25 protein-coding genes are annotated in these 26,287 nt (G+C 55.7%); 10 read left to right on the top strand and 15 right to left on the bottom strand.

Going from position 1 to position 26,287, the window contains the following annotated elements; translation table 11 throughout:
• Nucleotides 1-40: 40 nt before the first annotated feature.
• Together F3J26_RS01520 and F3J26_RS01515 are read right to left on the bottom strand one after the other, a co-directional pair.
• Nucleotides 41-268, bottom strand: coding sequence for a hypothetical protein (locus F3J26_RS01520; protein WP_166990815.1), 228 nt, complete (start codon nucleotides 266-268; stop codon nucleotides 41-43).
• A 239-nt stretch (nucleotides 269-507) separates the two neighbouring features.
• On the bottom strand, nucleotides 508-984 hold the full coding sequence (locus F3J26_RS01515; protein ID WP_166872092.1) for a GNAT family N-acetyltransferase: 477 nt from the start codon (nucleotides 982-984) through the stop codon (nucleotides 508-510).
• A gap of 92 nt (nucleotides 985-1,076) precedes the next feature.
• On the opposite strand from F3J26_RS01515, the gene F3J26_RS01510 reads away from it, so the two are divergent.
• On the top strand, nucleotides 1,077-2,009 hold the full coding sequence (locus tag F3J26_RS01510) for a LysR family transcriptional regulator (protein WP_166990811.1): 933 nt from the start codon (nucleotides 1,077-1,079) through the stop codon (nucleotides 2,007-2,009).
• A 19-nt stretch (nucleotides 2,010-2,028) separates the two neighbouring features.
• Here F3J26_RS01510 and F3J26_RS01505 read toward each other — a convergent pair whose 3' ends face one another.
• On the bottom strand, nucleotides 2,029-2,904 hold the full coding sequence (locus tag F3J26_RS01505; RefSeq protein WP_166990808.1) for a LysR family transcriptional regulator: 876 nt from the start codon (nucleotides 2,902-2,904) through the stop codon (nucleotides 2,029-2,031).
• Nucleotides 2,905-3,033: 129 nt separating this feature from the next.
• On the opposite strand from F3J26_RS01505, the gene gstA reads away from it, so the two are divergent.
• Together gstA and F3J26_RS01495 are read left to right on the top strand one after the other, a co-directional pair.
• The gene (gstA, locus tag F3J26_RS01500) at nucleotides 3,034-3,639 is read left to right on the top strand and encodes a glutathione transferase GstA (protein ID WP_166990805.1); all 606 of its coding nucleotides are present in this window, start codon (nucleotides 3,034-3,036) and stop codon (nucleotides 3,637-3,639) included.
• A gap of 61 nt (nucleotides 3,640-3,700) precedes the next feature.
• Entirely contained in the window at nucleotides 3,701-3,946 is a 246-nt protein-coding gene (locus F3J26_RS01495; protein ID WP_008459646.1) for a DUF2543 family protein, read from the top strand.
• Between the two features lie 24 nt (nucleotides 3,947-3,970).
• On the opposite strand, the gene F3J26_RS01490 is transcribed toward F3J26_RS01495, so the two are convergent.
• The 5 genes from F3J26_RS01490 to F3J26_RS01470 all read right to left on the bottom strand — a co-directional run bounded on the left by F3J26_RS01490 (nucleotide 3,971) and on the right by F3J26_RS01470 (nucleotide 10,088).
• On the bottom strand, nucleotides 3,971-4,669 hold the full coding sequence (locus F3J26_RS01490; RefSeq protein ID WP_166990803.1) for a pseudouridine synthase: 699 nt from the start codon (nucleotides 4,667-4,669) through the stop codon (nucleotides 3,971-3,973).
• A gap of 115 nt (nucleotides 4,670-4,784) precedes the next feature.
• On the bottom strand, nucleotides 4,785-5,987 hold the full coding sequence (locus F3J26_RS01485; RefSeq protein ID WP_166990800.1) for a c-type cytochrome: 1,203 nt from the start codon (nucleotides 5,985-5,987) through the stop codon (nucleotides 4,785-4,787).
• A gap of 7 nt (nucleotides 5,988-5,994) precedes the next feature.
• The gene (locus F3J26_RS01480) at nucleotides 5,995-7,899 is read right to left on the bottom strand and encodes an NAD(P)-binding protein (protein ID WP_166990797.1); all 1,905 of its coding nucleotides are present in this window, start codon (nucleotides 7,897-7,899) and stop codon (nucleotides 5,995-5,997) included.
• Between the two features lie 276 nt (nucleotides 7,900-8,175).
• Entirely contained in the window at nucleotides 8,176-8,649 is a 474-nt protein-coding gene (locus F3J26_RS01475; protein ID WP_008459641.1) for an ester cyclase, read from the bottom strand.
• 11 nt (nucleotides 8,650-8,660) lie between these two features.
• Nucleotides 8,661-10,088 carry an aminobutyraldehyde dehydrogenase gene (locus F3J26_RS01470; protein ID WP_166990794.1) on the bottom strand — a complete coding sequence of 476 codons (1,428 nt, stop codon included), beginning with the start codon at nucleotides 10,086-10,088 and terminating at the stop codon, nucleotides 8,661-8,663.
• A 236-nt stretch (nucleotides 10,089-10,324) separates the two neighbouring features.
• On the opposite strand from F3J26_RS01470, the gene F3J26_RS01465 reads away from it, so the two are divergent.
• Together F3J26_RS01465 and F3J26_RS01460 are read left to right on the top strand one after the other, a co-directional pair.
• The gene (locus tag F3J26_RS01465; protein ID WP_166990791.1) at nucleotides 10,325-11,044 is read left to right on the top strand and encodes a FadR/GntR family transcriptional regulator; all 720 of its coding nucleotides are present in this window, start codon (nucleotides 10,325-10,327) and stop codon (nucleotides 11,042-11,044) included.
• Between the two features lie 27 nt (nucleotides 11,045-11,071).
• The gene (locus F3J26_RS01460) at nucleotides 11,072-11,779 is read left to right on the top strand and encodes a cache domain-containing protein (RefSeq protein WP_166990788.1); all 708 of its coding nucleotides are present in this window, start codon (nucleotides 11,072-11,074) and stop codon (nucleotides 11,777-11,779) included.
• A gap of 56 nt (nucleotides 11,780-11,835) precedes the next feature.
• Here the strand turns inward: F3J26_RS01460 and F3J26_RS01455 are convergent, their stop codons facing one another.
• The 4 genes from F3J26_RS01455 to F3J26_RS01440 all read right to left on the bottom strand — a co-directional run bounded on the left by F3J26_RS01455 (nucleotide 11,836) and on the right by F3J26_RS01440 (nucleotide 16,277).
• Complete coding sequence (locus F3J26_RS01455) at nucleotides 11,836-13,317, bottom strand: APC family permease (protein WP_166990785.1); 1,482 nt, start codon at nucleotides 13,315-13,317, stop codon at nucleotides 11,836-11,838.
• 236 nt (nucleotides 13,318-13,553) lie between these two features.
• A complete protein-coding gene (locus tag F3J26_RS01450) occupies nucleotides 13,554-14,318 on the bottom strand; it encodes a LamB/YcsF family protein (RefSeq protein ID WP_166990782.1) in 765 nt (254 codons plus the stop codon).
• Between the two features lie 2 nt (nucleotides 14,319-14,320).
• Complete coding sequence (locus F3J26_RS01445; protein WP_166990779.1) at nucleotides 14,321-15,820, bottom strand: MDR family MFS transporter; 1,500 nt, start codon at nucleotides 15,818-15,820, stop codon at nucleotides 14,321-14,323.
• Between the two features lie 106 nt (nucleotides 15,821-15,926).
• Nucleotides 15,927-16,277: a cupin domain-containing protein gene (locus tag F3J26_RS01440; RefSeq protein WP_008459634.1), complete on the bottom strand. Its 351-nt coding sequence runs from the start codon at nucleotides 16,275-16,277 to the stop codon at nucleotides 15,927-15,929.
• A gap of 304 nt (nucleotides 16,278-16,581) precedes the next feature.
• Here F3J26_RS01440 and ypdK point away from each other — a divergent pair, with 304 nt between their 5' ends.
• Nucleotides 16,582-16,683: a membrane protein YpdK gene (gene ypdK / locus F3J26_RS22755; RefSeq protein ID WP_034809579.1), complete on the top strand. Its 102-nt coding sequence runs from the start codon at nucleotides 16,582-16,584 to the stop codon at nucleotides 16,681-16,683.
• 59 nt (nucleotides 16,684-16,742) lie between these two features.
• On the opposite strand, the gene alaC is transcribed toward ypdK, so the two are convergent.
• Complete coding sequence (gene alaC / locus F3J26_RS01430) at nucleotides 16,743-17,981, bottom strand: alanine transaminase (RefSeq protein ID WP_008459632.1); 1,239 nt, start codon at nucleotides 17,979-17,981, stop codon at nucleotides 16,743-16,745.
• A gap of 241 nt (nucleotides 17,982-18,222) precedes the next feature.
• Here alaC and F3J26_RS01425 point away from each other — a divergent pair, with 241 nt between their 5' ends.
• From F3J26_RS01425 to F3J26_RS01415, 3 genes are all read left to right on the top strand, one after another.
• Nucleotides 18,223-19,464, top strand: coding sequence for a DUF1479 domain-containing protein (locus F3J26_RS01425; RefSeq protein WP_166990776.1), 1,242 nt, complete (start codon nucleotides 18,223-18,225; stop codon nucleotides 19,462-19,464).
• Between the two features lie 234 nt (nucleotides 19,465-19,698).
• Complete coding sequence (locus F3J26_RS01420) at nucleotides 19,699-21,402, top strand: sensor histidine kinase (protein ID WP_034809573.1); 1,704 nt, start codon at nucleotides 19,699-19,701, stop codon at nucleotides 21,400-21,402.
• Complete coding sequence (locus F3J26_RS01415; RefSeq protein ID WP_166990773.1) at nucleotides 21,399-22,130, top strand: LytR/AlgR family response regulator transcription factor; 732 nt, start codon at nucleotides 21,399-21,401, stop codon at nucleotides 22,128-22,130. Before F3J26_RS01420 ends, F3J26_RS01415 begins: the two co-directional genes overlap by 4 nt.
• Before the next feature lie 44 nt (nucleotides 22,131-22,174).
• Here the strand turns inward: F3J26_RS01415 and glk are convergent, their stop codons facing one another.
• Nucleotides 22,175-23,140, bottom strand: coding sequence for a glucokinase (gene glk / locus F3J26_RS01410; RefSeq protein ID WP_166990770.1), 966 nt, complete (start codon nucleotides 23,138-23,140; stop codon nucleotides 22,175-22,177).
• A 202-nt stretch (nucleotides 23,141-23,342) separates the two neighbouring features.
• On the opposite strand from glk, the gene F3J26_RS01405 reads away from it, so the two are divergent.
• Nucleotides 23,343-24,575: an ion channel protein gene (locus F3J26_RS01405; RefSeq protein ID WP_166990767.1), complete on the top strand. Its 1,233-nt coding sequence runs from the start codon at nucleotides 23,343-23,345 to the stop codon at nucleotides 24,573-24,575.
• Here the strand turns inward: F3J26_RS01405 and F3J26_RS01400 are convergent, their stop codons facing one another.
• Nucleotides 24,576-26,237 (bottom strand): alpha-keto acid decarboxylase family protein, encoded by a 1,662-nt coding sequence (locus F3J26_RS01400; RefSeq protein WP_166990764.1) that lies wholly within the window; start codon nucleotides 26,235-26,237, stop codon nucleotides 24,576-24,578.
• Nucleotides 26,238-26,287 lie beyond the last annotated feature (50 nt).

Genomic DNA, 26,287 nt, shown 5'->3' with positions numbered 1-26,287 from the left:
GTTATCCTCGAGATAAACCGGGCCTGAAAACAACAGCAGATTAAAGATTCGCGCTACGTAAAGCGGTGCAAAAAGCGCAGTTGCAGCCCGCAATCGGGATGATTTTGGTGATGTCGTAGTTGGCTTCGGAGGGAATCGCATGCCCATTGGCGGCGCTATTGTTCACACTAGCCGTCTGTTCAGGGTGAACCGAGGAATTAGAAACGAATGCCGAGGCATGGAATGAGGTCGCTAACAATGTCGCCCCCACGATACTTAATACTTTCATTTTGTCACCCACGCTAAAAACCAGACCATCACTCTAACGTGGGCAGATTTTGAACACCAGATGCCACGACTTAAATAAAGTGTGCATATTTATGTCTAAACGCCCAGCCCTGCACCAGGCCTATTAATGTCATTAATATCAATTAATTACTATAAAAAACAGCCCATCACATTTCTGCAAATAAGCGCTGTCAGCTGCGTAAATCCCGCCGCAGCAGGAGTTTTAATATCATGCTGTTTTTATTCGGCAAATTTCAATAATGCCTCACCATCCAGGCGGTAGCGAACCCATTCCGATTGCGGCAACGCCCCGATGCTCAGATAAAAATCAATCGCGGGCTGGTTCCAGTCCAGGACAGACCATTCCAGGCGGCCACACTGCCGCTGCACCGCGCACTGCGCGATATATTTCAGTAACGACCTTCCCGCTCCCCTGCCGCGATACTCAGGAGAGATGTATAAATCCTCCATGTAGATACCGTTCCTCCCAAGCCAGGTCGAGTAGCTGGTGAAGAAAACGGCGTAACCGATAATTTTGCCTTCTGTCTCGCAGATCAACGCTTCAGTTTTACTGCCTGCGTCAAACAGCGTCGCCCGGATCTCCTCTGGCGTGGTGATCACTTCCTGGGGGGCTTTTTCATACACGGCCAGCTCATAGATCATGTCGTAAATAGCCTGAGCGTCTTCCGGGCGGGCCTGACGAATCGTCATACTCATTGGTTTTCCTGTTATTTCTGGATGGCGTTAACGTTGCTGGCCCCAAGCATAAAGGTTATTGTCAGGCGAATTAAGTGCAATGAAATCACCAGATGATGAATATTATGCATCCAACCTTAAGGCGTCTCGATTTAAACCTTTTGCCTGTTTTTGACGCGATTTATCGCCATCGTTCCGTCCGCCTGGCGGCCGATGAACTGGCGATGAGCACCTCGGCGCTTAGCCACGCGCTGTCGAGACTGAGAGCCTCGCTCAATGACCCGCTGTTTTACCGGGAAGGGCACCGGATGTGTCCCAGCGTGTATGCCACGCAGCTCGCCCCTTCTATTGCTTCGACGTTGAAATACCTGGATCAAGAGCTGACTCAGCAGCCGGAGTTTGACGCATCCCGGACGACAGAGCGCCTGCAGATAGCGATTACGGATTTTACCGCTTTTTGTATTTTCCCTGCCCTGATGCACAAACTGCAGCATGAAGCGCCCGGCCTGAGCTTCGAGTTACTTTACTTGCCTCATACACCGGCACTGACGGAGCTTCTGGCGGGCGAAGTGGATTTGGCGCTGGGGTTCAGTACCTCAGAAGATATCCGGCATCCGGAGCTGGAAGAAATTGGCTGGTTTACAGATGAGTATGTCGTCATCAGTCACCCAAGCCGGACACGGCTGACATTTGAGGATTATCTCGCCGCAAGGCACATCGTTGTCACGCCGTGGAATGAGAAGCAAGGTGTGTTGGACAGGCAGCTTGAGCAAATGGGTTACACGCGGCAAATAGCCATCAAGACGCCATCTATGCTTAGCGCGCCGTTTATTGTGGCAGAAAGCAATCTGCTAATGGCGCTGCCGCGCTTTGCCGCTGAAAAACTGATGCCAGCCACGAATATAAAGATTTTTTCATTACCGTTCGAAATACGTCCGTTTGAAATAAAAATTTATTCACACAAACGAAGCGGGAAGCGGAGCGCGACCAACTGGCTGAAATCGAGGCTGCAAACGCTGGCGAAGGAGATAAACACCGGGCAGTGAAAGCTGTTCGGCGTTTAGCTCATCCCGCTTTACGCAGTCGGGTTACCAGGGCCTGAACCGCCGGGGATGTTTTTCCTGCCGAAGAACACACCAGGCCAAACTCGCGATAAAGCCCCGGCGTCAGCGGCACCACGCACAGGCCGCGCATATCTTCAGGCAGCGTGGACGCAGGCACTATCGCCACACCCATGTCTTCACGCACCAGCATACAGGCGCTGACCCAGTCCCGGACCGTGACGCGTACGTCAGACAAGCGCAAACCGGCCTCTGCCATTAAACTGCCGCCGTTTACCACACAGCCTCCAGTCGCCAGCACGAAGGGCTGCCCCGCCAACGCTTCAAGGGTTATTCCCCGGGATCTGGCCCCACGCGCCATGGCGTGGCTGGCAGGCAACACCGCCATCCAGGCATCCTGCCCGAGAATAACGTCAGCCCGGCCGGGAACGGGGTTCATCACCACACCCAGTTCGACGGTATCTGCGGCAATCCACTGCTCGACTTCTTCATCAATGCCTTCGAGTACCACGACCTCAATGCCGGGATGCAAACGCCTGAAGTCACGCAGCAGGCCGGGCAGCAGCGTCGATGTCACCGACGGGAAGCTGCCGAGGCGAATACGGCTCCCGCTTAAGTCCCGACACGACTCGGTCAGCGAGCGGATCGCCTCGAGATGCAGCTGCATACTCCTGGCATGAGCGATAACCTGCTCCCCCAGCGCGGTAACGCCAATGTTCCTGCGCTCGCGGGTAAAAACCGGGAACCCCAGGGAAGCTTCCAGCTGCGCGATGGCCTGGCTGGCGCCTGACTGAGTCATGCCCACCTCCTCCGCCGCACGGGAAATGTTGCGGGCATCGGCCACCGCGACCAGCAATCGCCAGTGCAAAAGGTTCATCATCGTTATCAGTAGATCAACTAATAGTTATTTAATGAATGATTAATTTTACAGAGATTCCGGGCTAAATCATAGTGCATCCAGGTGCCGGGTCGCGCACTGTACACCTGTTTCCCCATTTTTGGAGATGCCATGAAACTGTATTACGCCCCAAAAGCTTGTTCGCTCTCGCCTCACATTATCCTGCGTGAATTAGAGCTGGAATTCGAACTCATCAAAGTGGATAACAAAACTAAACTCACCGCCGACGGGCGAGACTTTTTCACCGTCACGCCCAAAGGCTATGTTGCCGCGCTGGAGCTGGACAACGGGGAGATCCTGACGGAAGGCACGGCTATCGTGCAATACCTGGCCGATCTCCAGCCGGAAAAAGGGCTAGCGCCTCTGGCAGGAAGCTGGGCGCGGGTGAGATTGCAGGAATGGCTGAACTTCATCACCAGCGAACTTCATACCGCGTCTGCCCCGCTGTTCAACGCCTCGCTGCCGGAAGAGGTTAAAACCATCTTCCGTGAAAAATTCTTCAAGCGGCTCGATTTTGTTCAGGATGCGCTCTCGAAAACTGTGTACCTGACCGGCTCTACTTTTAGCGTGGCTGATGCCTATCTTTATACCGTCCTGAGCTGGGGCAAAATGTTATCAATCGACCTTAACCAGTGGCCCGCTATTACCCGTTATATGACGGCGATAAACGCGCGGCCAGCGGTGCAGGAAGCGCTGCGTGTGGAAGAAACTCACTGATCCCTTTTGCCCGCTGAACAGTGTTATCATCCGGGCCAGGCTAACCAACCCAGAGATAACCATGAACAACGAAATCGACCTGAAATATTACGACATCGCGGACGAGTACTCGACGGAAGCGGCAAAGCCCGTTGCCGAGGATGAGCGTGATGCCGTGGCGCACTATTTCCAGCTGCTGATTACCCGCTTAATGAATAACGAGGAAATCAGCGAGGAAGCGCAGGGTGAGATGGCCGTTGAGGCTGGCCTTGCCGAACAGCGCATTGACGAAATCGCTGAGTTTCTGAATCAGTGGGGCAACGAGTAATGTCTGCCACAACACGTTTCCCCGTCAGAACGGGCTGTCGCACCTGGCCGCCACCGGTTCGCCGCTGACGGGGTGAACAAAATGCAGTTCGCTTGCATGCAGCATCAGCCGAGGCGCTCGTTCGGTGCACGGCAACGCCAGCCCGCCATACAGATCGCAGCCCAGAATCGGGTGGCCAAGATATTGCGCATGGATGCGCAGCTGGTGGGTCCGCCCGGTTTCAGGCGCAAGCTGTACCCTCGTTAACGGCAGCCGAGCACCATTTTCAAGTTCCCGATAAATCCGCTCAATCACCGTGTAACGCGAGCGAGCAGGTTTGCCGCTGACGGCGCAAATCGACATCAGTGGAAACAGCGCCGGATCTTTGGCAATCGCCGCGTCGATCATTCCTTCCTCTTTTTCAAGATGCCCGCACAGCAGCGCGGTATACACCTTGGCAACAGAACGCTGGCTGAACTGCTGGCAGAGCAACGCATTGATCGCCTTATTCAGCGCAATCACCATCAGCCCGGAGGTGCCGAAATCCAGGCGATGCACCAGCGTGCAGCCGGGGAATATCTTCACCAGCCGATGATGCACCGAGTCAAGATTCTGCGGGTTTTTCCCTGAAAGGCTGAGCAAGCCGGAAGGTTTATTGATCAACGCCAGATGCTCGTCCTGATAAAGAATTTCTATCTCATCAAAACAAGGCGGGGCAATAAACGTATCAATAATCGTAGACATTGGGCTGCCCGGCTGGAGAGTGGAGCCGGATGATAGCGAATTTCACGAGCCCAGGCGAATCTAACCCCGAAAAAGAGGGGCCATCAAGGCCCCTGTTTAAACTTATCTGGCTGAACTATTTGCCCTCGCCGGTTATCTTCTTCACCTCAGCTTCGGTTGCCGCAGGCGCACCGTTACCCCAGGAACCACGCACGTAGTTCACCACATCGGTCATCTCTTTGTCCGACAGCACGCCTTTATAGCCGGGCATCATGAACGGAATAGTGCCCTGGGTTTGCGGCGTGTGCGCCCCGTCGGCGATCACGCGGATAAGCGAGGACGGATCTTTCGCCATCACCGCCGAGTTGCCCACCAACGACGGCACGTTAAAGTCAGTCCCCTTCCCGTCCGGGCTGTGGCAGGTTGAGCAGTAGCGCATGTAGAGGGTTTTACCGTCGGACGGCTGAGAAACCACGGCAGCATTCACCGGCGTGGCGGCTGTTTTTTGCGGCTTGAAGTTGGCGATATACAGCGCGATAGCTTCCAGATCGGCATCCGTCAGGTACTGGGTACTTTGGGTGACCACTTCCCCCATTGGCCCGGCAATAGCGTGATGCTGGCTGCGGCCTTTGCTCAGCAAGTCTTTCACTTCCTGGGTGGACATATTCATGCCGCGCAGGGAAGGCGCATACCAGCCGTCGATCATCGCCCCGCTCAGGAATTCCGGGCTGGAATCATCGTAGCCTTTCTCCTGCATCGCCATGCCGCGTGGAGTATGGCAGGCGCCGCAGTGGCCCGGCCCCTGCACCAGATAAGCCCCACGTTTAATTTTCTCCGCGTTATCCCCGCGGGCCTCAACCACCACGCCGCCGGATTTCACGTCATCCACGAACAGGCCGTTCCACACGCGCAGCGGCCAGCGGGCCGACAGCAGCAGCGGAATATCATTCTCTTTATTGGCGATCGCCGCCGGGGCAACGTCCTTCATAAAGTAGTCGTACAGCGCCTTCACGTCTTCATCGGTCATTTTGGCGTAGGAAGGATAAGGCATCGCCGGGTAAAGGGCGTGGCCATCTTTGGCTATCCCCTGGCGAACCGCCTTCTCGAAATCTTCGTAGCTGTAATCGCCAATGCCGTGGGTTTTGTCCGGCGTGATGTTGGTGGAGTAGATATCCCCCACCGGCGTAGAAAACTTTTTGCCTCCGGCCATCGGCTGGCCGCCGTCTACGGTGTGGCAGGCGACGCAGTCTGACGCGCGCGCCACATACTCACCTTGCGATACGGCAGCGTAGCCGCTGGCAGAAAAGAGGATCGAGATAGCCGCTAAAATACCTTTCATTTCCTGGTTACCCCATCGCCACAAGTTCGTTGACCGCACGCCATGCCTGGTCGATAGCCGCGTGGGCGTAAGCGCTCCAGTCTGAGTCAGAGTTAGCAATCGTGATGCGGCCTATCGGCTGGCGGGCACGGTTGATAAGTTCCGGCATTTTCTCCATGTCATCGCTCAGGGCGTTAGCATAGTAGGCATAGCCGTGCGCCCAGCGGTTGACCGTGATGGCCGCAATATCGCGTTCGTGGTCAAAGCCGGTGTGGCCCAGCATCTCCTGCAGCTGAGAGCGGATCATCTGCTCGTGGGCTTCAAAGGTAGATCCCAGCAGGAATGCACGGCCCCGGCGGAACTGCTCGCGCGGAGACATGTTGCTGCCCGGATAAGTCGGCACATACACCATGTGGATACACATCGGGTCGTCCGGCGTTTGCGGGTGATGGTAGTCGCCCATGCTGACCGGGTAATCAAGCTTCACGCGGCTGTACGGCGCTGCCGGGGAATAGAATTCATGCACGCCGGTGTTTTTGAAAGCACGCCAGTTGTTGACCACCACGTTGGTGTAGACCAGCGGCGCTTTGACGTTGAGGCGCAGATCTTCTTTCTGCTGCTCCGGTGCCTCCGGCACGATGTACGGGATCATCATGTTGTAGCCCGCCATAATGGCGTTGCGGCTCTTCACGCGGCGCAGCTTGCCGCTCTGATTGTTGATATAGCTCACCACCACGCCGTTATCGGCATTGGCGGCGTTAATCACGCTGCTGTTGAGCCGAATGCGGGTACCGTTTTCCGGCCTGTCCAGCAGCTCGTAGTGCAGCCTTGCGGTGACGGAATCTTCCATCGTACTGCCCGGCAGCGCGTCAGGAATCAGTTTTCGCACCATCAGGCGCGTCAGCCCGGCGTTGCCGTCCGGGAAGTGGTAGGTGTACGGCTCTTCAAGGTCGGCCAGCGCTTCGCCATCCAGCGGCGGCAACCCCATTGCCTCCATGCCCGGCAGCGCACAGGCGCGCGCGTCGCTGCAGCTCACGCCTTCAATCCCGATGGCAAAAAAGTCGTTTGTACGCTGCTGGAAGTACATCAGCGCCATTTTGCTTAAGCCGACTTTCTGCTCGAGGAACTCATGATAGCTGTGGACATCCAGCCATTCACTTTTCTGCTCGACCGTCATGCCCGGCAGGTAATCGGCAGGGTTGACGTGCAGATCCAGCAGCGCCTTGCGGTCTGCCTCGCTCAGCGGGAAGTCATTGATAAAGGCTTCGATGCTGCGGCCATTGAGCCTGTCTGGCGGAATATCGTCCGACACCGCGCGACCCGGGTCGCCGCTGACGATTTTGGTTTCACCGAAGTTCTTTTTGTCGAAGAACACGCCGCGGCTCAGGTTCTGGTCCGGGTAGAAAGTAGCGTCAAAGCTGCTTTTCATTCGCGTGATGCTGACGCCCAGGGAATCCATCAGGCCGTGAACCACCGGGCTGAAGTTGCTGTTCGGCGACTGGAATGATTCGCTGCCGCCGTAACCCAGCAGCGTTTTGCCGCCGACGTTGAACTGGTTGCGCTTGGCGTGCCCGCCGAAGTCGTCATGGTTGTCGAGGATCAGGATTTTGGCCTTCTTCCCCATTTTTTCGCGCCAGAAGCAGGCTGCCGCCAGGCCGCTGATCCCGCCTCCAACCACCACCAGGTCGTACTCTTCTTCTACCGGCAGCTTACCGAAGTCGAATTTTTCGTGCTCGCGCCCAAGGGCGTGCGCCATTTCGAACGAGCCAGGGTGGTTGCCGCGCAGACCAGTTAGCCCCGGCGGGTAGTAATCTGCATTTATCACGGCGCTGCCGGGTGCTTTGCCGTTTGCCCTCACCAGTTCCAGAGGCGTTAAACCAGAGACAATTGCAATTGCCATCCCGTTAAGAAAGTCACGTCGGGTAATAGACATAGATAACCTTTTTTATCAGTCCTTTATACCCGTCATAATTCAAGTTGCATGTGCGTGACCTGCATCAGTCACATAGTTATCTATGCGCCTGAGGATTCACGGCCTTGGTGCCTTCCTGCAACTCGAATTATTTAGGGTATAGACATATTGTTAACCAAATGATAACAAACTCCCTGCCGCTTCGCTACGTGATAAGCCTGTTAACAATAGTGTCTTTTCTGGTAACGGGTTGCCGGTGCGGCCGCGGGTAACGACCAGTAAGCGGCGTGCTGCGGGCTATTGCCGAGGTTTGAGCTCTTCGTCGAGTTTCTTCGAGTCGTAGTAATCGCCCTGCCAGGTAATTTTGCCGTGGCTGACTTTGATAAAGCTCACGCCTTCAAACTTGATCGGGTTGTTGGTTGCCGGGCTGCCGCCCCACTCGCCGCTGTTGGTGCCGGTGAACGTCCAGCGGAAAGCGATAGTGTCGTGGTTATAAACCGGCTCGCTGGTCATCTGCCAGTGCAGGTCCGGCACCGCTTTAATAAACGCGCCAATCACCTCTTTCTCGGCTTTTTCTTTCCCTTCAACCGGTGTGCCGACGGCGGCGTCGTAATAAACCATATCGCTGGCAAGATACTGGGCCGCCTGCCCGGCCTGGTGGGCATTCCACGCGGCCATATAATTTTTCACGACGGAAAGCGGAGCGCTTTCGGCCAGCGCCAGGGTTGAAAAGAAAAACAGCGACAGCGCAACAGCATTAACTCTTTTCATCGCAGGGATCCTTATTCAGTGATATCGCACATAATGTGTTTGAGGCGGGTGTATTCGTCGAGGGAGTAAGACGAAAGGTCTTTGCCGTAGCCGGACTTTTTAAATCCGCCATGGGGCATTTCCGCGCACAGCGGGATATGGTTGTTGATCCACACGGTGCCGAAATCGAGACGGGTGCTAAAGCGCTGCGCCCGGCTGTGGCTGCTGGTCCAGACGCTTGCCGCCAGGCCGTATTCCACGTCGTTGGCTCTGCTGAGCGCCTCTTCTTCGCTGCTGAAAGACTGGATAGTCATCACCGGGCCAAAAACTTCATGCTGGATGGCTTCATCGCGCTGCTTCAGCCCGGAAATGATCGTCGGCTCAAAGTAGTAGCCGGGGCCCGCGCCCTTTTTGCCGCCGGTTTCAATTTTTGCATGGGCAGGCAGCCGTTCAATAAAGCCCGTCACCTGCTCCAGCTGGTTGCGGCTGTTGAGGGCGCCATACAAAGCCTCGCGATCGTCCGGCTCGCCGAAGGTGATTGATTTGGTTTTCTGAATCAGCTTTTCAAGGAAAGCGTCGTAGGCGGAGGCTTCAACGATGATACGCGTGGCAGCGGTGCAATCCTGCCCGGCATTAGAGAAACCGGCGGCGGTAATCACCTCGACCGCTTTGTTCATGTCCGCATCGGCAAACACCACCACCGGTGCCTTGCCGCCTAATTCGAGATGCGCTTTGGTCAGGTTGGCGGCAGCAGAGGCGGCAACCTGCAGCCCGGCGCGAACGGAACCGGTAATCGACACCAACGAGGCTTCCGGGTTGGATACCACCAGCGAGCCCGTCCCCGCTTTGCCCAGCACCACGTTGAATGCGCCCTGTGGGAACAAAGGTGCCGCAATTTCGGCCAGAATCAGCGTGCTGATAGGCGTCGTATCGCTCGGTTTCAGCACCACGGTGTTGCCCGCCGCAAGCGCCGGAGCGATTTTCCAAACGGCCATCATGAATGGGTAGTTCCACGGCGTCACCTGCCCGACAATCCCCAGCGGTTCACGGCGAATGGTTGAGGTAAACCCGGCGGCATATTCCCCGGAAGCTTTCCCCTCAAGGCAACGGGCCGCCCCGGCAAAGAAGCGGATAGCGTCGCAGGACGCCGCGATTTCATCGCGCTCGATAAAGTGTTTAAGCTGCCCCGTTTCCTGACTTTGCACCTCCACAATCCGCGCGGCATTACGTTCAATTTCATCGGCAAGTTTCAGCAAGGCACGCTGCCGCTCGGACGGCAGGGAATGCTTCCATACCGCGAACGCCGCTTTTGCCGCCGCGTAAGCCTGGTTAACTTCTTCCGCGCCGCCGTCAGGGGATTGCGCATAAACCTCGCCGTTGACCGGGCTGACCAGGTCAAACAATGTGGCTGGCTGGCCCGCCACATAGTGCCCGTTGATAAAATGCTTCAGGGTTTGCATCGCCTTTTCCTCAGATTAAACATAAACAATATTATGTAATATCTTTTGAGTGGCGACTTTTCAATCTGCGCTTGATAGCAACATGATCAACCCCACAATTTAACAATATTTTTACATTGCGATGCCGGGCAAGCGGTGAAAACCGCCGTTTCTGGTAGCCTGTCGATGCCTTTCTTAAAGGCCCGGGCTGTGCTATCAATAACCGTTGATTCAGGGAATTTTAATCAGAGAGCACTATGATTACTCACGCAGTAATATTCGCACCTATAGGACAGGCAAGTCGATCCGATCAAATTGTGCAGCGGCTTTCAAATGCAATTATTACTGGTTTGCTTGAGGCAAATGAGCAGCTTCCTAATGAAGCCGACCTTGCCAAAATGATGGGCGTTTCCCACATAACAATACGCGAAGCCTTAAATACTCTGCGGGCGAATAATTTAATCCACACCGTTCGTGGGCGAAATGGCGGCAGCTTTGTTTGCGAAAATAGCGGCGAATTTCAGACGCCACTCCACCCTTTTAAGACCATCAGCTCAGACTATATTTCTGACCTCGGCGAAATGCATTGCGCCATAATTAGCCACAGCGCCAAACTGGCCTCCAGACGCATGACCAGCGCGGATATCACCCGGCTGCGGGAGTTTGTTGCCGCACTGAAATCGGCCAGCACGCCGGAGCTAAAAACTCAGGCAGATATGCGCTGCCTGCTGGCACTTTCCGCCAGTTCTCAGTCCGCAAGGCTTGCCAACCAGGAACTGCTGCTGCAGGCCGAATGGGCTTCACTGGTGGCCATTCTTTACCGTGATGAAGCCATTCATCGGGAAATGATTGATGTTTATACCGAATTGATCGCCGCGCTAGAAACCCATCACGAGCAGGAGGCGGTGCGATTAGCCACGCAACTCATCGACACCTTCACCTTCTATCTCATTGAAAGCAAATTAAAATATAAATAAAACTGACACAACAACACGGGCATCGCCATGAATGTACCTGCAAGCCTCATCCCTTTTACCCGTAAGATTGACGACATCCTTACCACCACCATCCAGGCAACCATTGCGCTTGCCGGGCAGGTTGAGTCCACGCTGGCAGCGTTTCACGGCGGCGATCATAAATTGCTGCTGGATCCCGCGGTAAAGCGAGCCATCCAGGAACATATCAAAGAGACGCTGAACGAAACGCCTTATTGCTCAGGCTCTGGCTTTGCCAGCCACATTGCAGGCAGCACGGAAGAGAAAGAGTACTGGCTGCTGGAGTGGTGGTACAAAAAGGCCGACGGCGTGAAAAAGATGAATCTCGACCTGGATCAGGCCACCCAGCAGCGGCTGGATTTCAGGACCTTTGAGTGGTTTAAAGATGCTCAGGAAAACGGCCAGGCGTATATTCACGGCCCTTATGTCGATTACGTCTGTAATACGTCTTATACCTTAACCTCTGCGATGCCGGTTTATTTGCACCAGCGTTTTATTGGCGTGGCGGCAATTGATGTGCTGGTCAGCGAAGTAGAGGAAGAATTACTTCCGCTGTTCAATAACCACAGAGTTATGCTGACTAATTTAGATAAGCGGATTATTTTCTCTACTTATCCTAAATACCGCGTGGGTGAATTACTGAATACCGCTGAGGCGGCTGAAGTCTATAACACAGAATACTGCACGTTATATGAGCTGATTAAAAAAGGGTCATAAGACCCTTTAATAGTGTGGATAAATGCATACAAAAAAGGGCCATAAGGCCCTTTGGATTAATACTCGCGGGAAAGATTTAGCCGTTTGGCGTATTCAATGGCGTCATTTTCAGGCGCATCAGAATGGCCGAACGGTCTGGCAATCGTCATGTAAACCAGCCCCGAGCCGATGACCAACGCCAGGCCAATCAGCACCGTCCAGCGGTCAATAAAGGTTGCGCTGTCCGCAGGCTGGGCCAACAGCCAGATCCCGCCGATACCGTAGGCCAGCGCCAGCACATTCACCAGCGTGCCCCATGCCCCCAGCGTCCATTCTCCCGCAGGCTTCCAGCCCTTAAAGCGCTGGCGCAGCGCGGCCAGAATCACCATCTGGAAGGAGACGTATATCCCTATCACGGCAAACGCGGTGATGCGAGCAAGGTTATCCGGCTGGAAGTAGACCCAGACGCAAATCACCATCGGCAGCAGGCAGCTCACCAACATCGCGTTGTCCGGCACGCTATGCTTCGAGATCTTCGCCATCCACTCGCTGCCCGGCAGCATTTTGTCGCGTGAGAACGAGAAGATCAGACGGCTCAGCGCGGCCTGAAGCGACAGGATGCAGGAGAGCATCGCCACAATGGCAATCACGATAAACAGCGTGGCGCCCTTCTCGCCCAGCGCATCGTTCAGAATCGCCGGGATCGGATCGGCTATTTTGCCGTTCACAATGTTCATCAGATCCGGGGATGACAGCAGGTAACCCAGAATGGAGATCACCGCAGAGATCGCGCCGAAAACGATACTGAGGATCATCGCCACCGGGATCTTACGCCCCGGGTTTTTCACCTCTTCCGCCACGTTGCCGCAGGCTTCGAAGCCGAAGAACATAAACAGCCCCATCAGCGACGCCGACATAAAGGCCGTGCCGTAGCTGCCGTCTTTTGCCAGCGCGCCCATGGCGTCAAACACCACGGAGAAAGGCTGATTGCGGTGGAAAATCAGCAGGTAAATGCCGAGCGCAATCACGCTGATAATTTCGCACCAGAAGCCGAAGCGGGCGACCCTCGCCAGGTTTTTCGTCCCGGACATGTTGACGCCCATCATGATGGTGAGCAGCACCACGGAAGTGAGCAGCATCGCAATTGGCGTATCGCCGTAATGGAAAAGCGAGGCGACGAAGGTGGAGGTGTATTCCACGATAGACGTAATGGTCACCACCAGCGCCCAGAGGTAAATCCACGCGGCAATCCAGGCGTATTTCTTCCCCCACAGCCTTCTGGCCCACGGATATAGCCCGCCGGTGATGGGATACTGCGAAGCCACCTCGCCAAACACCAGGGCAACCAGCAGCTGCCCGCAGGCGGCAATCAGGATCCACCAGATGGCTGGCGGCCCGGCGAGGGTTATCGCCAGCGCAAACAGGGAATACACGGCGGTCAACGGCGAGAGGTAGGTAAAACCGAGCGCAAAGTTAGACACCAGGCCGATGGAGCGGTTGAACTGCTGGCCCTTCTCCGGCTGGGAATCGATACTTTTTGTAGCAGATGTCTGTTCCATATGTCTTTCTCTTTAGGGGGCATAGTTGCAGGCAATGGCTACATTTTATAAAACATATTAAGTTATATGTATATTGTGCTTTGTCACAATTTTGTTAGATATAATGTTATTGTATTGTTAACAACAAAAAGCAAAAGAAGAGCGAATGAAAGCAATTTCAGAGGAGGAAAAAACGCCAGCCACACTGTTCGCGGAGAGCCGGTCACCCCGCACTCCGCCTGCAGCGCAAAACGCGTTTATCTGGCAAAAGCCTGTACCTCTATTTCCTGAGAAATAAACAGATTGCGGATTGCCTGCGCCATAGCAAGCGCCCCCGCGCTATCGCCGTGCACACAAATGGAGTCGGCCTGGATGGGGGTAAATGCGCCTTCGATTGACTCCACGCCACCCTCAGTAATCAGCTGCAGCATACGTGCGGCAACCTGCCCGGCATCGTGTAACACGGCACCAGGTTCACGTCTTGACACCAGAGAACCATCAGCGTGATAGGCCCGGTCGGCAAAGGCTTCGCTGACGGTCGCCACCCCTTTTTGCTGCGCCCATGCCAGCAGGGGCGAGCCCGCCAGCACCACCAGCGGCAAGGAGGCGTCAAACGCCAGAATGGCATCCAGCACCGCTTCGGCCTGGCGCTTGTCATGCGCGATGGTGTTATACAGCGCCCCATGCGGTTTCACATACCGGACGCGCGTTCCCACTGCCTGTGCCAGCCCCTGTAGCGCGCCAATCTGGTAAATGACGTCCGCCGTCAGTTCGTCGCTGGCAATATCCATATTGCGCCGGCCAAACCCGACGAGATCCGGATACGCCACGTGCGCGCCCACGGCAACGCCCTGAGCTTTTGCGGCGCGAAGTGTTTCGAGCATGCCCGCAGGCGATCCGGCGTGAAAACCACAGGCCACGTTGGCACTGCTGACAATTTGCAGGATCGCGGCATCATCCCCCATTGTCCACTGCCCGAAGCTTTCACCTAAATCACTGTTTAAATCGATGTTTTTTTTCATAGTCAGCCTTTACGCAGCGGCTCATTTTTCATCAGCAGCGCGAGGACAAAGCCCAGCACCACAACGCTCGCCGAAATTATAAACACGGAATGAATCGCTGAGCCAAAAGCCTGCAGATAATCGTTACGGATCGCCACGGGCAGTTCGTGTACCGCCTGCGCGCCAGGCTGGCGCGGCAATTGAGTCCCCTCCGGGATCAGCGTCTCAAGATTACTGCGCAGCACGGAGGTAAAAACCGCGCCAAACGCAGCCACGCCAATTGAACCACCGATGGAGCGAAACAGCGTCGCGCTTGAGGTCGCTACCCCGATAAGTTTTATTTCCACGCTGTTCTGCACGGCCAGCACCAATACCTGCATCACCATGCCGAGTCCCAGCCCTAAAAGACCAACGTACAGATAAAGCGTGGTCAGCGGCGTCTCCAGCTTTAGCGTACCGAGCAGCGCCATCGCGATAAAACTTAACAGCGTTCCGATAATGGGAAAAATGCGGTAGCGGCCTATTTTACTGATGATGCGCCCGCTGATGATTGAGGTCAGGATAAGTCCCCCCATCAGCGGCAGCATTTGCATCCCCGCCTGGGACGGCGTTGAGAACTTTACCACCTGCAGATAAAGGGGCAAAAAGGTCATCGAGCCAAACAGCGACATGCCGATAATAAACCCAATCAGGCAGCTCAATAAAAAAGTACGGTTGCGGAACAGGTGCAGCGGGATCATCGGCTCAATCGCCAGTCGCTCTTCATAAATAAAGCCAATGAGCGCCACGACAAAGAACGCAAAGATGCACCACAGCTGCGGATCAGTCCACGCCATGACCGTGCCGCCTTCGCTGGTGAATAAAATCAGGCAGGTCAGAGAAATTGTCAGGTAGCCCGCGCCAAGAAAATCAATTTGATGCCTAATTCGCGCCGTCTGGGATTTCAGCACCGCGCCGATAACCAGCAGGGCAAAAATCCCCAGCGGCAGGTTGATATAGAAAATCCAACGCCAGGAAAAATGTTCAACCAGAAAACCGCCAATCAGCGGGCCAATGACCGTCGCCAGGCCGAAAACACCGCCAAAAAGCCCCTGATATTTACCGCGTTCGGCGGGCGGGATCACGTCGCCCACCGCCGCCATGGTGACCACCAGCAGCCCGCCGCCGCCCAGCCCCTGCAGCGCGCGCATTAAAATAAGCTGCGTCATATTTTGCGCGAGGCCGCACAGCGCGGAGCCAAGAAGAAAGACCACAATCGCCGTTTGCAATACAACTTTGCGCCCGAGCAGGTCGCCAAACTTGCCGTAGAGCGGCACGACTATCGTGGAAGCCAGTAGATACGCAGTGACAACCCAGGAAAGCCTGTCCAGGCCGCCCAGTTCACCCACGATAGTCGGCAAAGCCGTAGAAACGATGGTTTGGTCCAGCGCGGCCAGCAGCATGACTAGCATAAGCGCCGCGAACAGCAGGCGGACGGAGGTTGTTTGCGGCGAGCCAGATGAAGCAGTTTCGGTCGTTGTCATGGTCGTTTTCATTAAGGGGAATAAGTTCGCCCTGGCGATTTGCTGAGAGTGTAAAGATACCTGCTTAACCGCCGCCTGAATTGCATCCAAACTCTGAAAAGCGCGATTAATCCGTTACTGGCAAATTCACCCTGTCGCCTCGGGTCGTTGGCTGCGAGATAACAAGAAATTCAACCTCGTTATCGGAATCATTGCGAGCCTGATGTTTTGCCTGCGGCGGAATCGGGATCCCCTTCCCCGCGGGCACAACGTAGCGCTCGCCTTCCAGCTCCATCGTCAATGCCCCGGTTAACACAAAAAAGAATTGCTGCGCCACGGAATGGTAGTGCCTTTGTTCCGTCCGCCCCGGCGGCATACGTTCATGAATCACGCTCAAAGCAGGATCTTTTAACAGATGCCATCCATCACAGTCTGTTCCCCACAAATAGTGTTCCGCATTTTCTTTTGAAACGATCATCTTTCCCCCCTGTTTAGCGAAAAAAATTAATAAAATTTAGCGTAAGCAAAAATACTTATTTTTAGAAAAAAAATATCACTAAAAATGCGATATATCTTAATGTTTTTAATGAAGTAAATAAGGGATCACCCACACCTAATTAAAGTTCAAAAAACAGACAACTGTCACAATTTTGAGACACTTGTTTTCATTTTTAATTTGGGAGTACATTAGCGCCGTCCGGGTAAGGTTTTACCTCCGAATACCAGATGAAGCGGCACCCTAAAAACAGTTTGCGGCTTCAGCTTATTATGTACCTGTTGAGATGCGCGTCAGCGCGGAGCGATGTGAAGTGAAATATTTTCTGATGGGTATTTCTGTGATTGTTGTGTTGTGGGCCGGCACCTTCTTCCTGATGGTTGAATAAGCCTTCACAAACAGCAGCGCAAAAAGAACAGGAGCCAAAGGGCTCCTGTTTTCGTTTCATTATTCGGCGTTTTCCGCCGCGTTTTTCGGCAGCGGTGGCAGCAGCCCGTCAGCCCTGAACATCGCCTTAATACCGCGCACGGCCTGACGGATACGATCCCGGTTTTCAATCAGCGCGAAGCGAACGTGAGTGTCACCGTAGTCGCCGAAGCCAATCCCCGGTGAAACGCAAACTTTCGCTTCCTGCAGCAGCTTTTTGGCGAACTCCAGCGAACCCATCGCCGCGTAATGTTCAGGAATTTTTGCCCAGACGTACATGGACGCTTTCGGGCATTCCACCATCCAGCCTGCTTCATGTAACCCTTTTACCAGTACGTCCCGACGGCGTTTGTATTGCTCCGCGATATCACGCACGCACTGCTGATCGCCTTCAAGGGCAGCAATCGCCGCCACCTGCAGCGGCGTAAAGGTGCCGTAATCGTGGTAGCTCTTGATACGCGCCAGCGCGCTGACCAGTTCCTGGTTACCGACCATAAAGCCGATCCGCCAGCCCGCCATGTTGTAGCTTTTTGACAGCGTGAAGAACTCAACGGCCACGTCGCGCGCGCCGGGCACTTCCATAATGGAAGGCGCTTTCCAGCCGTCATAGACAATATCGGCGTAGGCCAGATCATGAATCACCAGCACGTCGTACTGCTTCGCCAGGGCAACAACCTTCTCGAAAAACGCCAGCTCCACGCACTGGGCGGTTGGGTTAGACGGAAAGCCGAGGATCATCATCTTCGGTTTCGGGTAACTTTCGCGAATCGCCCTCTCCAGCTCGGCAAAGAAGTCCACGCCTTCCACCAGCGGCACGGAGCGAACCTGCGCCCCGGCGATCACCGCCCCGTAAATATGAATCGGGTAGCTTGGGTTCGGCACCAGCACGGTATCCCCGTGATCCAGCGTCGCCAGCATCAGGTGCGCCAGCCCCTCCTTCGAGCCAATGGTCACAATGGCTTCGCTTTCCGGGTCGATATCCACGTCGTAGCGATCTTTGTACCAGCGAGAAATGGCGCGGCGCAGACGAGGAATGCCTCGCGAAGTGGAATACCCGTGCGTGTCTTCACGCTGGGCCACGGTGCAAAGTTTCTCGACGATGTGCGGCGGCGTCGCCCCGTCCGGGTTGCCCATGCTGAAATCAATAATGTCTTCGCCGCGGCGTCGCGCAGCCATTTTCAGCTCGGCAGTGATGTTAAAAACGTAAGGGGGTAAGCGATCGATACGTGAAAAACGACGTTTTGGACTGGAGTCAGCCATAAATTCCTCAGAGTAACGTGAGCGCCCGGACCGTCCGAGCGACGCTGCCACGTGATGTGGCCTGTTTTGAAAATAGCCTGAATAAAAATCGCCTGTCGAGGGGGAAATGAAAATATTTTTTCCGCGACACAAAACGGGAAGTTTCGAATGAAACACATCACTATTTCATTTAATAATTCAGGCATACATTAACCAGGTAGCAACAACTCAGTAACTTATTTTCTGAAAGAGGGCGTCACCTATGCACCTGGACATTAACGATCTGCCAAAAGCTATCCGCGAGATAAAACAAAAGCTGCGCCGCGATCTGCCCCACTATCAATCGGCGTTTACCGAACTTGAAACCAATATTCGCCAGCAAATCGAAACGATCCGCGAAGAAATGGCGCGCGGCGAGAACCCTGTTCCGCAGCTCGACGCCGACGACATTCTTCAGGGCCACGTGAGCGAGCAACAAAAAGCGCTGATTCGCCAGCGCGGCTGCTGCACGATCCGGGGCGTTTTCCCGCAGGAACAAGCTCGTGGCTGGAATGAAGAGATCGGCAATTATCTGGCACGAAATCATTTTGTCGAACGCCTGAAAAATGCGGCGGAAGACAACTATTTCGGCACGCTTGCCGACAGTAAGCCGCAGATTTACGGCATTTACTGGTCTAAACCACAAACCGAAGCCCGCCAGCATGAGCGTATGAAAGCGGTGCAGGTGTTCCTCAATAATCTGTGGCAAACGGAAAGCCACGGCAGGCAACACTTCGATCCAAATCGCGTCGTTTCTTACGCGGATCGCACTCGCCGTCGCCCGCCCCGCTCAAGCTCGCTGGGGCTTTCTCCGCACGTTGACGGCGGATCGGTTGAGCGCTGGCTGGACGAAAACTTCCGCCACGTTTACCGCCACGTATTTTCCGGTAACTGGAAAGATTACGATCCGTTTGCCGCCGAAGGCAGAACGGAAGTAAGGGAGTTCCCGTCCCCTGCGGTCTGTTCGATGTTCCGTACTTTCCAGGGCTGGACGGCGCTCACGCCCCAGCGCAAACACGGCGGCACGCTGAATTTGCTGCCGGTGGCGAATGCCATGGCCTGGATCCTGCTGCGGGCGCTGCAGGACGATGTACCAGAGGAATCGTTGTGCGAAGCTAAGCCAGGCAGAGCATTATCCATTAACAAAGAGTGGCATCCCCTTTTACTGACTGGGATTTCCTCAATTCCCGATATGGAGCCGGGCGATACCGTTTTCTGGCACTGCGATGTGATTCATGCCGTCGAGAACGAGCACCTCGGTGAGTTCGATAGCAACGTGATGTACATCGCCGCCGCGCCGTGGTGCGAGAAGAATGCCGGGTACCTGCCGCGCCAGTGGGACGCATTTGTTGAGGGTAAAACGCCGCCGGATTTCGCCGCCGATGATTTTGAGGTGGATTTTGCTGGTCGTGCGACCACGCAGGATTTGACGCCTGCTGGGCGGGAACAGCTTGGCGGGAAGTAATGATCCTCACCCAGGCCCTCTCCCTGGAAGGGAGAGGCAATCAACCATGTTCCTCGTCACCTATTTTCTCCCTGCCCCTTTGCGGGGAGGGAGTAGACTGCATGCTGTTGTGACCTGGTATTTTCGCCCTCGCCCCCCTGGGGAGAGGGTCGGGGTGAGGGGTGTCCTCAACTGGAAACCCCCGCCAAATTTCCTTATCATTGGCGCTTCCCCTCTGAGCCACGCGAGTGACCCGTGCACGAAATTTTTACTATGCTGCTGGCGGTGTTCGATCGCGCGGCGCTGATGCTTATTTGCCTTTTCTTCCTGATTCGAATTCGTCTGTTCCGCGAATTGCTGCACAAAAGCGCCCATACGCCTAAAGAGCTGCTGGCGGTCACCGCTATTTTCTCAATGTTTGCGTTGTTCAGTACCTGGTCAGGCGTGCCGGTTGAAGGCTCGCTGGTCAACGTGCGTATTATCGCGGTGATGTCCGGTGGGATCCTGTTTGGCCCCTGGGTGGGGATTATTACCGGGCTTATCGCCGGGACACACCGCTACCTGATTGATATCGGCGGCATCACCGCTATCCCCTGCTTTATCACCAGCATCCTGGCCGGTATAATGTCCGGCTGGATCAACCGCAAAGTGCCGAAAGAGAAGCACTGGCGAGTCGGTATCATCGGCGGCATGCTCTGTGAAACGATGACCATGATTCTGGTGGTGCTCTGGGCGCCAAGCACCGCGCTGGGCCTTGATATCGTGTCCAAAATCGGCGTGCCGATGATCCTCGGCTCGGTGTCAATCGGCTTTATTATCCTGCTGGTGCAAAGCGTCGAGGGCGAGAAAGAGGCCAGCGCCGCCCGCCAGGCCAAGCTAGCGCTGGATATCGCCAACAAAACGCTGCCGCTGTTCCGCAAGGTTAACAGCGAGTCGCTACGCCAGGTTTGCCAGATTATTCGCCACGATATCGATGCGGATGCGGTGGCCATTACCGATACCGAAAAAGTGCTGGCCTACGTCGGGCTGGGGGAAAATAACTATCACGAGAACGACCAGGCTTTCAGCCCGCGCACCCGTCAGGCACTGAAAGAGGGGCGCATCATCATTCGCAACGATGACGAAGCCTGGCGAACGCCGGAAATTCACTCCTTAATCATCATCCCGCTGTGGGAAAAAGGCGTGGTGACCGGCACCCTGAAAATCTATTACCGCCATGCCCACCAGATCACCTCCACGCTGCAGGAAATGGCGGTTGGCCTGTCGCAGATTATTTCTACCCAGCTTGAGGTTTCCCGCGCGGAGCAGCTGCGCGAAATGGCCAACAAAGCCGAACTCCGGGCGCTGCAAAGCAAGATAAACCCGCATTTCCTGTTCAATGCGCTGAATGCGATATCCTCCTCAATCCGTATGAACCCGGACACTGCCCGCCAGCTTATCGTCAACCTGTCACGCTACCTGCGCTATAACATCGAGCTGAACGACGACGAGCAGATTGATATCCGCAAGGAGCTGTATCAAATCAAGGATTACATTGCCATTGAGCAGGCGCGCTTTGGCGACAAGCTGACGGTGATTTATAACATTGATGAAGAGGTCAACTGCCGCATTCCCAGCCTGCTTATCCAGCCTCTGGTGGAAAATGCCATTGTGCACGGCATTCAGCCTTGTAAAGGTAAGGGTGTGGTGACGATAAGCATTGAAGAGAGCGGCAACCGGGTGCGCATTGCCGTGCGCGATACCGGCCACGGGATCGATCCTAAAGTGGTCGAGCGCGTGGAGAATAACGAAATGCCGGGGAATAAAATTGGCCTGCTGAACGTGCATCACCGAGTGCAGTTGCTCTACGGCGAAGGACTGATCATCCGCCGCCTGGAGCCGGGGACCGAAATCGCCTTTTACGTGCCGCGCTATGTCCCCACCGCCGCGCCGCGCCCACTGGAAGGGAGAGAAGCATGAAGGTCATTATCGTAGAGGATGAGTTTCTGGCGCAGCAGGAGCTGAGCTGGCTCATCAAAAACCACAGCGAAATGGAGATTGTCGCCTCTTTCGACGATGGTATGGATGTGCTGAAGTATTTGCAGCATCATGAAGTGGACGCCATTTTCCTCGACATCAATATTCCGTCGCTGGACGGCGTGCTGCTGGCGCAGAACATCAGCAAATTTGCCCACAGGCCGTTCATCGTGTTTATTACCGCCTGGAAAGAGCATGCGGTGGAAGCTTTTGAGCTGGAAGCGTTTGACTACATTCTGAAGCCGTATCAGGAGTCACGCATTATTGGCATGCTGCAAAAACTCGAGGTGGCTTATCAGCAGCAAACCTCTCAGCCTGCCGCCAGCCATGAAAACCGCGACGCCACGACGATTAACCTGATCAAAGACGAGCGAATTATCGTCACCGACATCAACGATATTTACTACGCGGAAGCTCACGAGAAGATGACCTTCGTCTATACGCGCCGTGAGTCTTACGTCATGCCGATGAACATCACCGAATTCTGCAGCCGCCTGCCGGAGAGCCATTTCTTCCGCTGCCACCGCTCTTATGTGGTGAACCTGAGCAAAATCCGTGAAATAGAGCCGTGGTTTAACAATACCTATATTCTTCGCCTGCGAGATCTCGATTTTCAGGTGCCGGTGAGCCGCAGTAAGGTGAAAGAGTTCCGGCAGCTAATGCGCCTGTAGAGAAGGGAAACTGGCGGGCGCAATCGCAGTGCGCCCGCGCGGTATTACAGGACGTGGCCCAGCGTCTGACGCAGGTGAGCCCCGGCGCCCAGCAGCCCAGGCTGATCGTGCACGATGAGATAAACGGGAATATCCTTCACGAACGCTTTGAAGCGGCCTTTGTCTTCAAACCCGCCGCGGAAGCCCGAAGCCTTAAAGAACTCCAGGAAGCGCGGCACGATACCGCCGGCGATATACACGCCGCCAAACGTACTCATGTTCAGCGCAAGGTTGCCGCCGAAACGCCCCAGGATCACGCAGAACAGCGACAGCGCGCGGCGGCAGTCGGTGCAGGTATCGTCCACGGCTTTTTCGGTGATGTCCTTCGGCTGGTAGTTTTCCGGTTCACGGCCATCGGCCTTAACGATGGCGCGGTAGAGATTCAGCAGACCTGGCCCGGAGAGAATGCGCTCGTTGGAGACGTGCCCAAGTTCATTGCGCAGCTGCTCCAGGATAATGCCCTCTTCTTCGCTGTTCGCCGCGAAATCTGAGTGGCCGCCTTCGCCCGGCAGACTGATCCAGCGTTTGTCGACGTGCACCAGGTGAGAAACGCCCAGCCCGGTGCCCGCACCGTACACCACCACCGGTTTGCCTGCCACAGGCTCGCCACCGCCGAACTGAATCAGATGCTCTTTTTTCAGCGCCGGGATGGCCATGGAAACGCCGGTAAAGTCGTTGATAATTTCCAGATGATCGAAGCCCAGGTTTTGCTTCATTTCGGCGGTGGAAAATGCCCAGGTGTGGTTGGTCATTTCCACCCAGTCCCCGTTTATCGGGCAGGCAATCGCCACGCAACCTGACTGCACGCTGATGTTATGTTCTTTGAGGTAGTGCTGAATCACCGCTTCCAGGCCTGGAAAATCAAGGCCGGAGTAAGTCTTTGCCTGTGAAATATCACCCGTGTTCAAATCGCATAGCGCCAGACGTGCATTGGTGCCGCCGACATCTCCCACCAAAGCATATTTTGTCATTCTCAAACAGCTCCGCTAAAGTCAGAATAAGTTCTGGCAACACTGTAAAATTAGCCAGCCGAAACAACAACGACCATCATCCAGGTGCGGCGCGATTGTTGAACCAGGTCACATTCTGGCTTTACCGTTTCAGCTCTATTTGCAATGCGGCTTAAGACTTTCCGTTTTTGCGCCGTGCGACTTCCTATTGTAAGGATTGACTATGCTCCATCCGCGAGCCAGAACCATGCTGGTACTTTCCATTCCGGCTCTGATTATCGGCGTCTTATCCAGCCTGGTATTAATTGTCGTGATGAAGGTTGCCGCTGCGCTGCAGGAATATCTGTGGGCCACGCTGCCAGCGGCGCGCGGGTACGATCCCCAGTCCCCATTTTGGATACTGCTTATTTTGACCCTGACCGGCGTCGCGGTTGGGCTGGTTATCCGCTATTTGCCTGGCCACGGCGGGCCCGATCCCGCGACCGAACCGCTTATCGGGGCGCCCGTGCCAACGATGGCTATTCCGGGCCTGGTGATGGCGCTGGTGATTGGCCTTGCCGGTGGCGTGAGCCTGGGGCCGGAGCACCCGATTATGGCGGTGAATATTGCGCTCGCGGTGGCGCTTGGCGCCCGCGTTTTGCCGAAGGTCAGCCCGCTTGACTGGACTATTCTCGCCGCGGCGGGCACCGTCGGCGCTTTATTCGGCACGCCGGTGGCCGCGGCGCTGATCTTTTCGCAAACCCTGGGCGGAAATAATGAAGTCCCGCTGTGGGACAGACTGTTCGCGCCATTGATGGCCGCATCCGCCGGGGCGCTGACCACCAGCATTTTCTTTCAGCCGCACTTTGCACTGCCGGTTGCCAGCTACCCCGAAATGCACATTGAAGACCTGTTCAGCGGGGCGGTTGTCGCGGCTATCGCCATTGCGATGGGCATGGTGGGCGTCTGGTGTCTGCCAAGGCTGCACCGCCTGATGCACCAGCTCAAACATCCGGTGCTTATACTCGGTGCAGGCGGTTTTTTGCTAGGCCTGCTGGGGGTAATCGGCGGTGAGGTGACAATGTTTAAAGGCCTGGATGAGATGCAGCAGCTGGCTATCGCCGATTTCTCCGTGTCGTCGCTGCTGCTGTTTGCCGTGGTGAAGCTGGCCGCGCTGATTATCGCTGCCGCCAGCGGTTTCCGGGGCGGGCGTATTTTCCCGGCGGTGTTTGTGGGCGTGGCGTTAGGCATGATGCTGCACCAGCACGTTGAGGCGGTCCCTGCCGCGATTACCCTCTCCTGCGCCGTCCTTGGCATGGTGCTGGTGGTCACGCGCGACGGTTGGCTGAGCCTGTTTATGGCGATGGCCGTGGTACCGGACGTCAAACTCCTGCCCTTGCTGTGCATCGTGATGTTGCCCGCCTGGCTCCTGCTGGCGGGTAAACCGTTGATGATGGCCGGGCGGCCAAACCGCTAATTAATGTTCCATTTCCGAGTTGCGTTTACCCAGCGAGGTGGTGACCGCTCTGAGCAGCTCGGGAATGTCCTGCTTAGGAAGCACCACTTCCACCAGCGCCAGCCTCTCCGGGCTGGCCAGCTTTTCCAGCACGGCAGCAAGCTGTGATGTTTCCGTGACACGCCAGCATTCGGCCAGGCTATCCACGTTCATTGCCTGCGGCAGGCGGGTCCAGTCCCACGCGGCAATGTCGTTGTAGCGCTGTTCCGGGCCATGGATCGCGCGCTCAACCGTGTAGCCATCGTTATTCAGCACCATGACCACCGGCTTCTGGCCGTCACGCTGCATGCTACCCAGTTCCTGAATAGTCAGCTGGGCGGAGCCGTCGCCTATCAGCAAAAGCACACGCCTGCTCGGCCATGCGGTTTGTGCGCCAAATGCAGCAGGCAGCGTAAAACCAATCGATCCCCACAGCGGCTGGACGATAAAGGTCACACCTGCGGGCAGCGTTAAGGCCGCGGCACCAAAGGCCGCCGTGCCCTGGTCGGCCAGAATGATATCGCCGGGCTGTAAGGCGTCCTGCAGGGTTTGCCAGAAAGCGTGCTGGTCCAGCCGGTCGCTGTCGCAAACGGGAAGCTGCGGTGGCCTTTGCGTGGCCTCCGGCCAGGACGCAGCCTGTTGAGCACACAGCGGCTGCAAAATGGCGATGGCCTGCGCCATCGAGATCCCGCTAAACCAGCGCTCGCCTACCCGCACCGCCTCCGGCTGAACCTCAATTGTCTGCTGCTGACTTAGCTTCTGGCTGAAACCGGCGGTGATGGTATCGGTAAACTTCACACCCACGCAGATAACCAGCTCCGCGCTCTCAATCCCCTGCTTCACCTGCGGCGGACTGGCCGCCCCACTGTAGGTGCCCAGAAAACCAGGCTGGCTTTCATCGAACAACCCTTTCCCCATCAGCAGTGAAGCGTGAGGGATGGGCGTGCTCGCCATCCACTGCTGGAGCGTTTTTTGCTGCCCATAACGCAGGGCCAGAAAATCGGCCAGCAGCGCTACGCTTCGGCTTTCGGCAATTTTTGCCTGCGCACAATGACGAAACGCTTCCAGCGTTGCCGGTTCAGCCACCGTTTCAGGAGCCATTAGCCGTTTTGAAGGCCGCGTTGCTGGCGCCTCCGCCACATCGCTCGGCAATAACAGGTAACCGGGGCGCTGCTGCTTGAGCGCTTCAAGAATTACGCGATCAATTTCGCTGCAGGCATTGGCGGGGGTGAGCGAAGCCTGAGCCACGGAAACTTCTTCGGCAATACGCAGGAAATGGCGGAAATCCCCGTCGCCTAATGTGTGATGAAGCAGTTCACCGCGCTGCTGGGCGCGGCTATTGGGCGCGCCAACAATATGAATGACAGGAAGATGTTCGGCATAGCTGCCCGCTACGCCATTCAGCGCGCTCAGTTCGCCCACGCCAAACGTGGTCAGCAGCGCCGCCGCGCCTTTGCAGCGGGCATACCCGTCGGCGGCGTAGGCCGCATTCAGCTCGTTAGCGCAGCCCACCCAGGCAAGCCTCGGATGCGCAATCACGTGATCCAGGAAAACAAGGTTGTAGTCACCGGGGACGCCGAAGAGGTGCTCGATCCCGCCTTCGTTAAGCCGGTCAACAAGATAGTCTGCCACACAGTAGCGCATAGGATTTTCCTTCTATGAGGGCTTGCTGTGAGTATTAAGTAACCGTGATC

It is taken from the genome of Enterobacter sp. Ap-867 (assembly GCF_011752855.1).
Classification (GTDB): domain Bacteria; phylum Pseudomonadota; class Gammaproteobacteria; order Enterobacterales; family Enterobacteriaceae; genus Cedecea.
The sequence above is the reverse complement of the archived record's forward strand: the minus strand, read 5'-3'. Positions and strand labels throughout refer to the sequence as shown.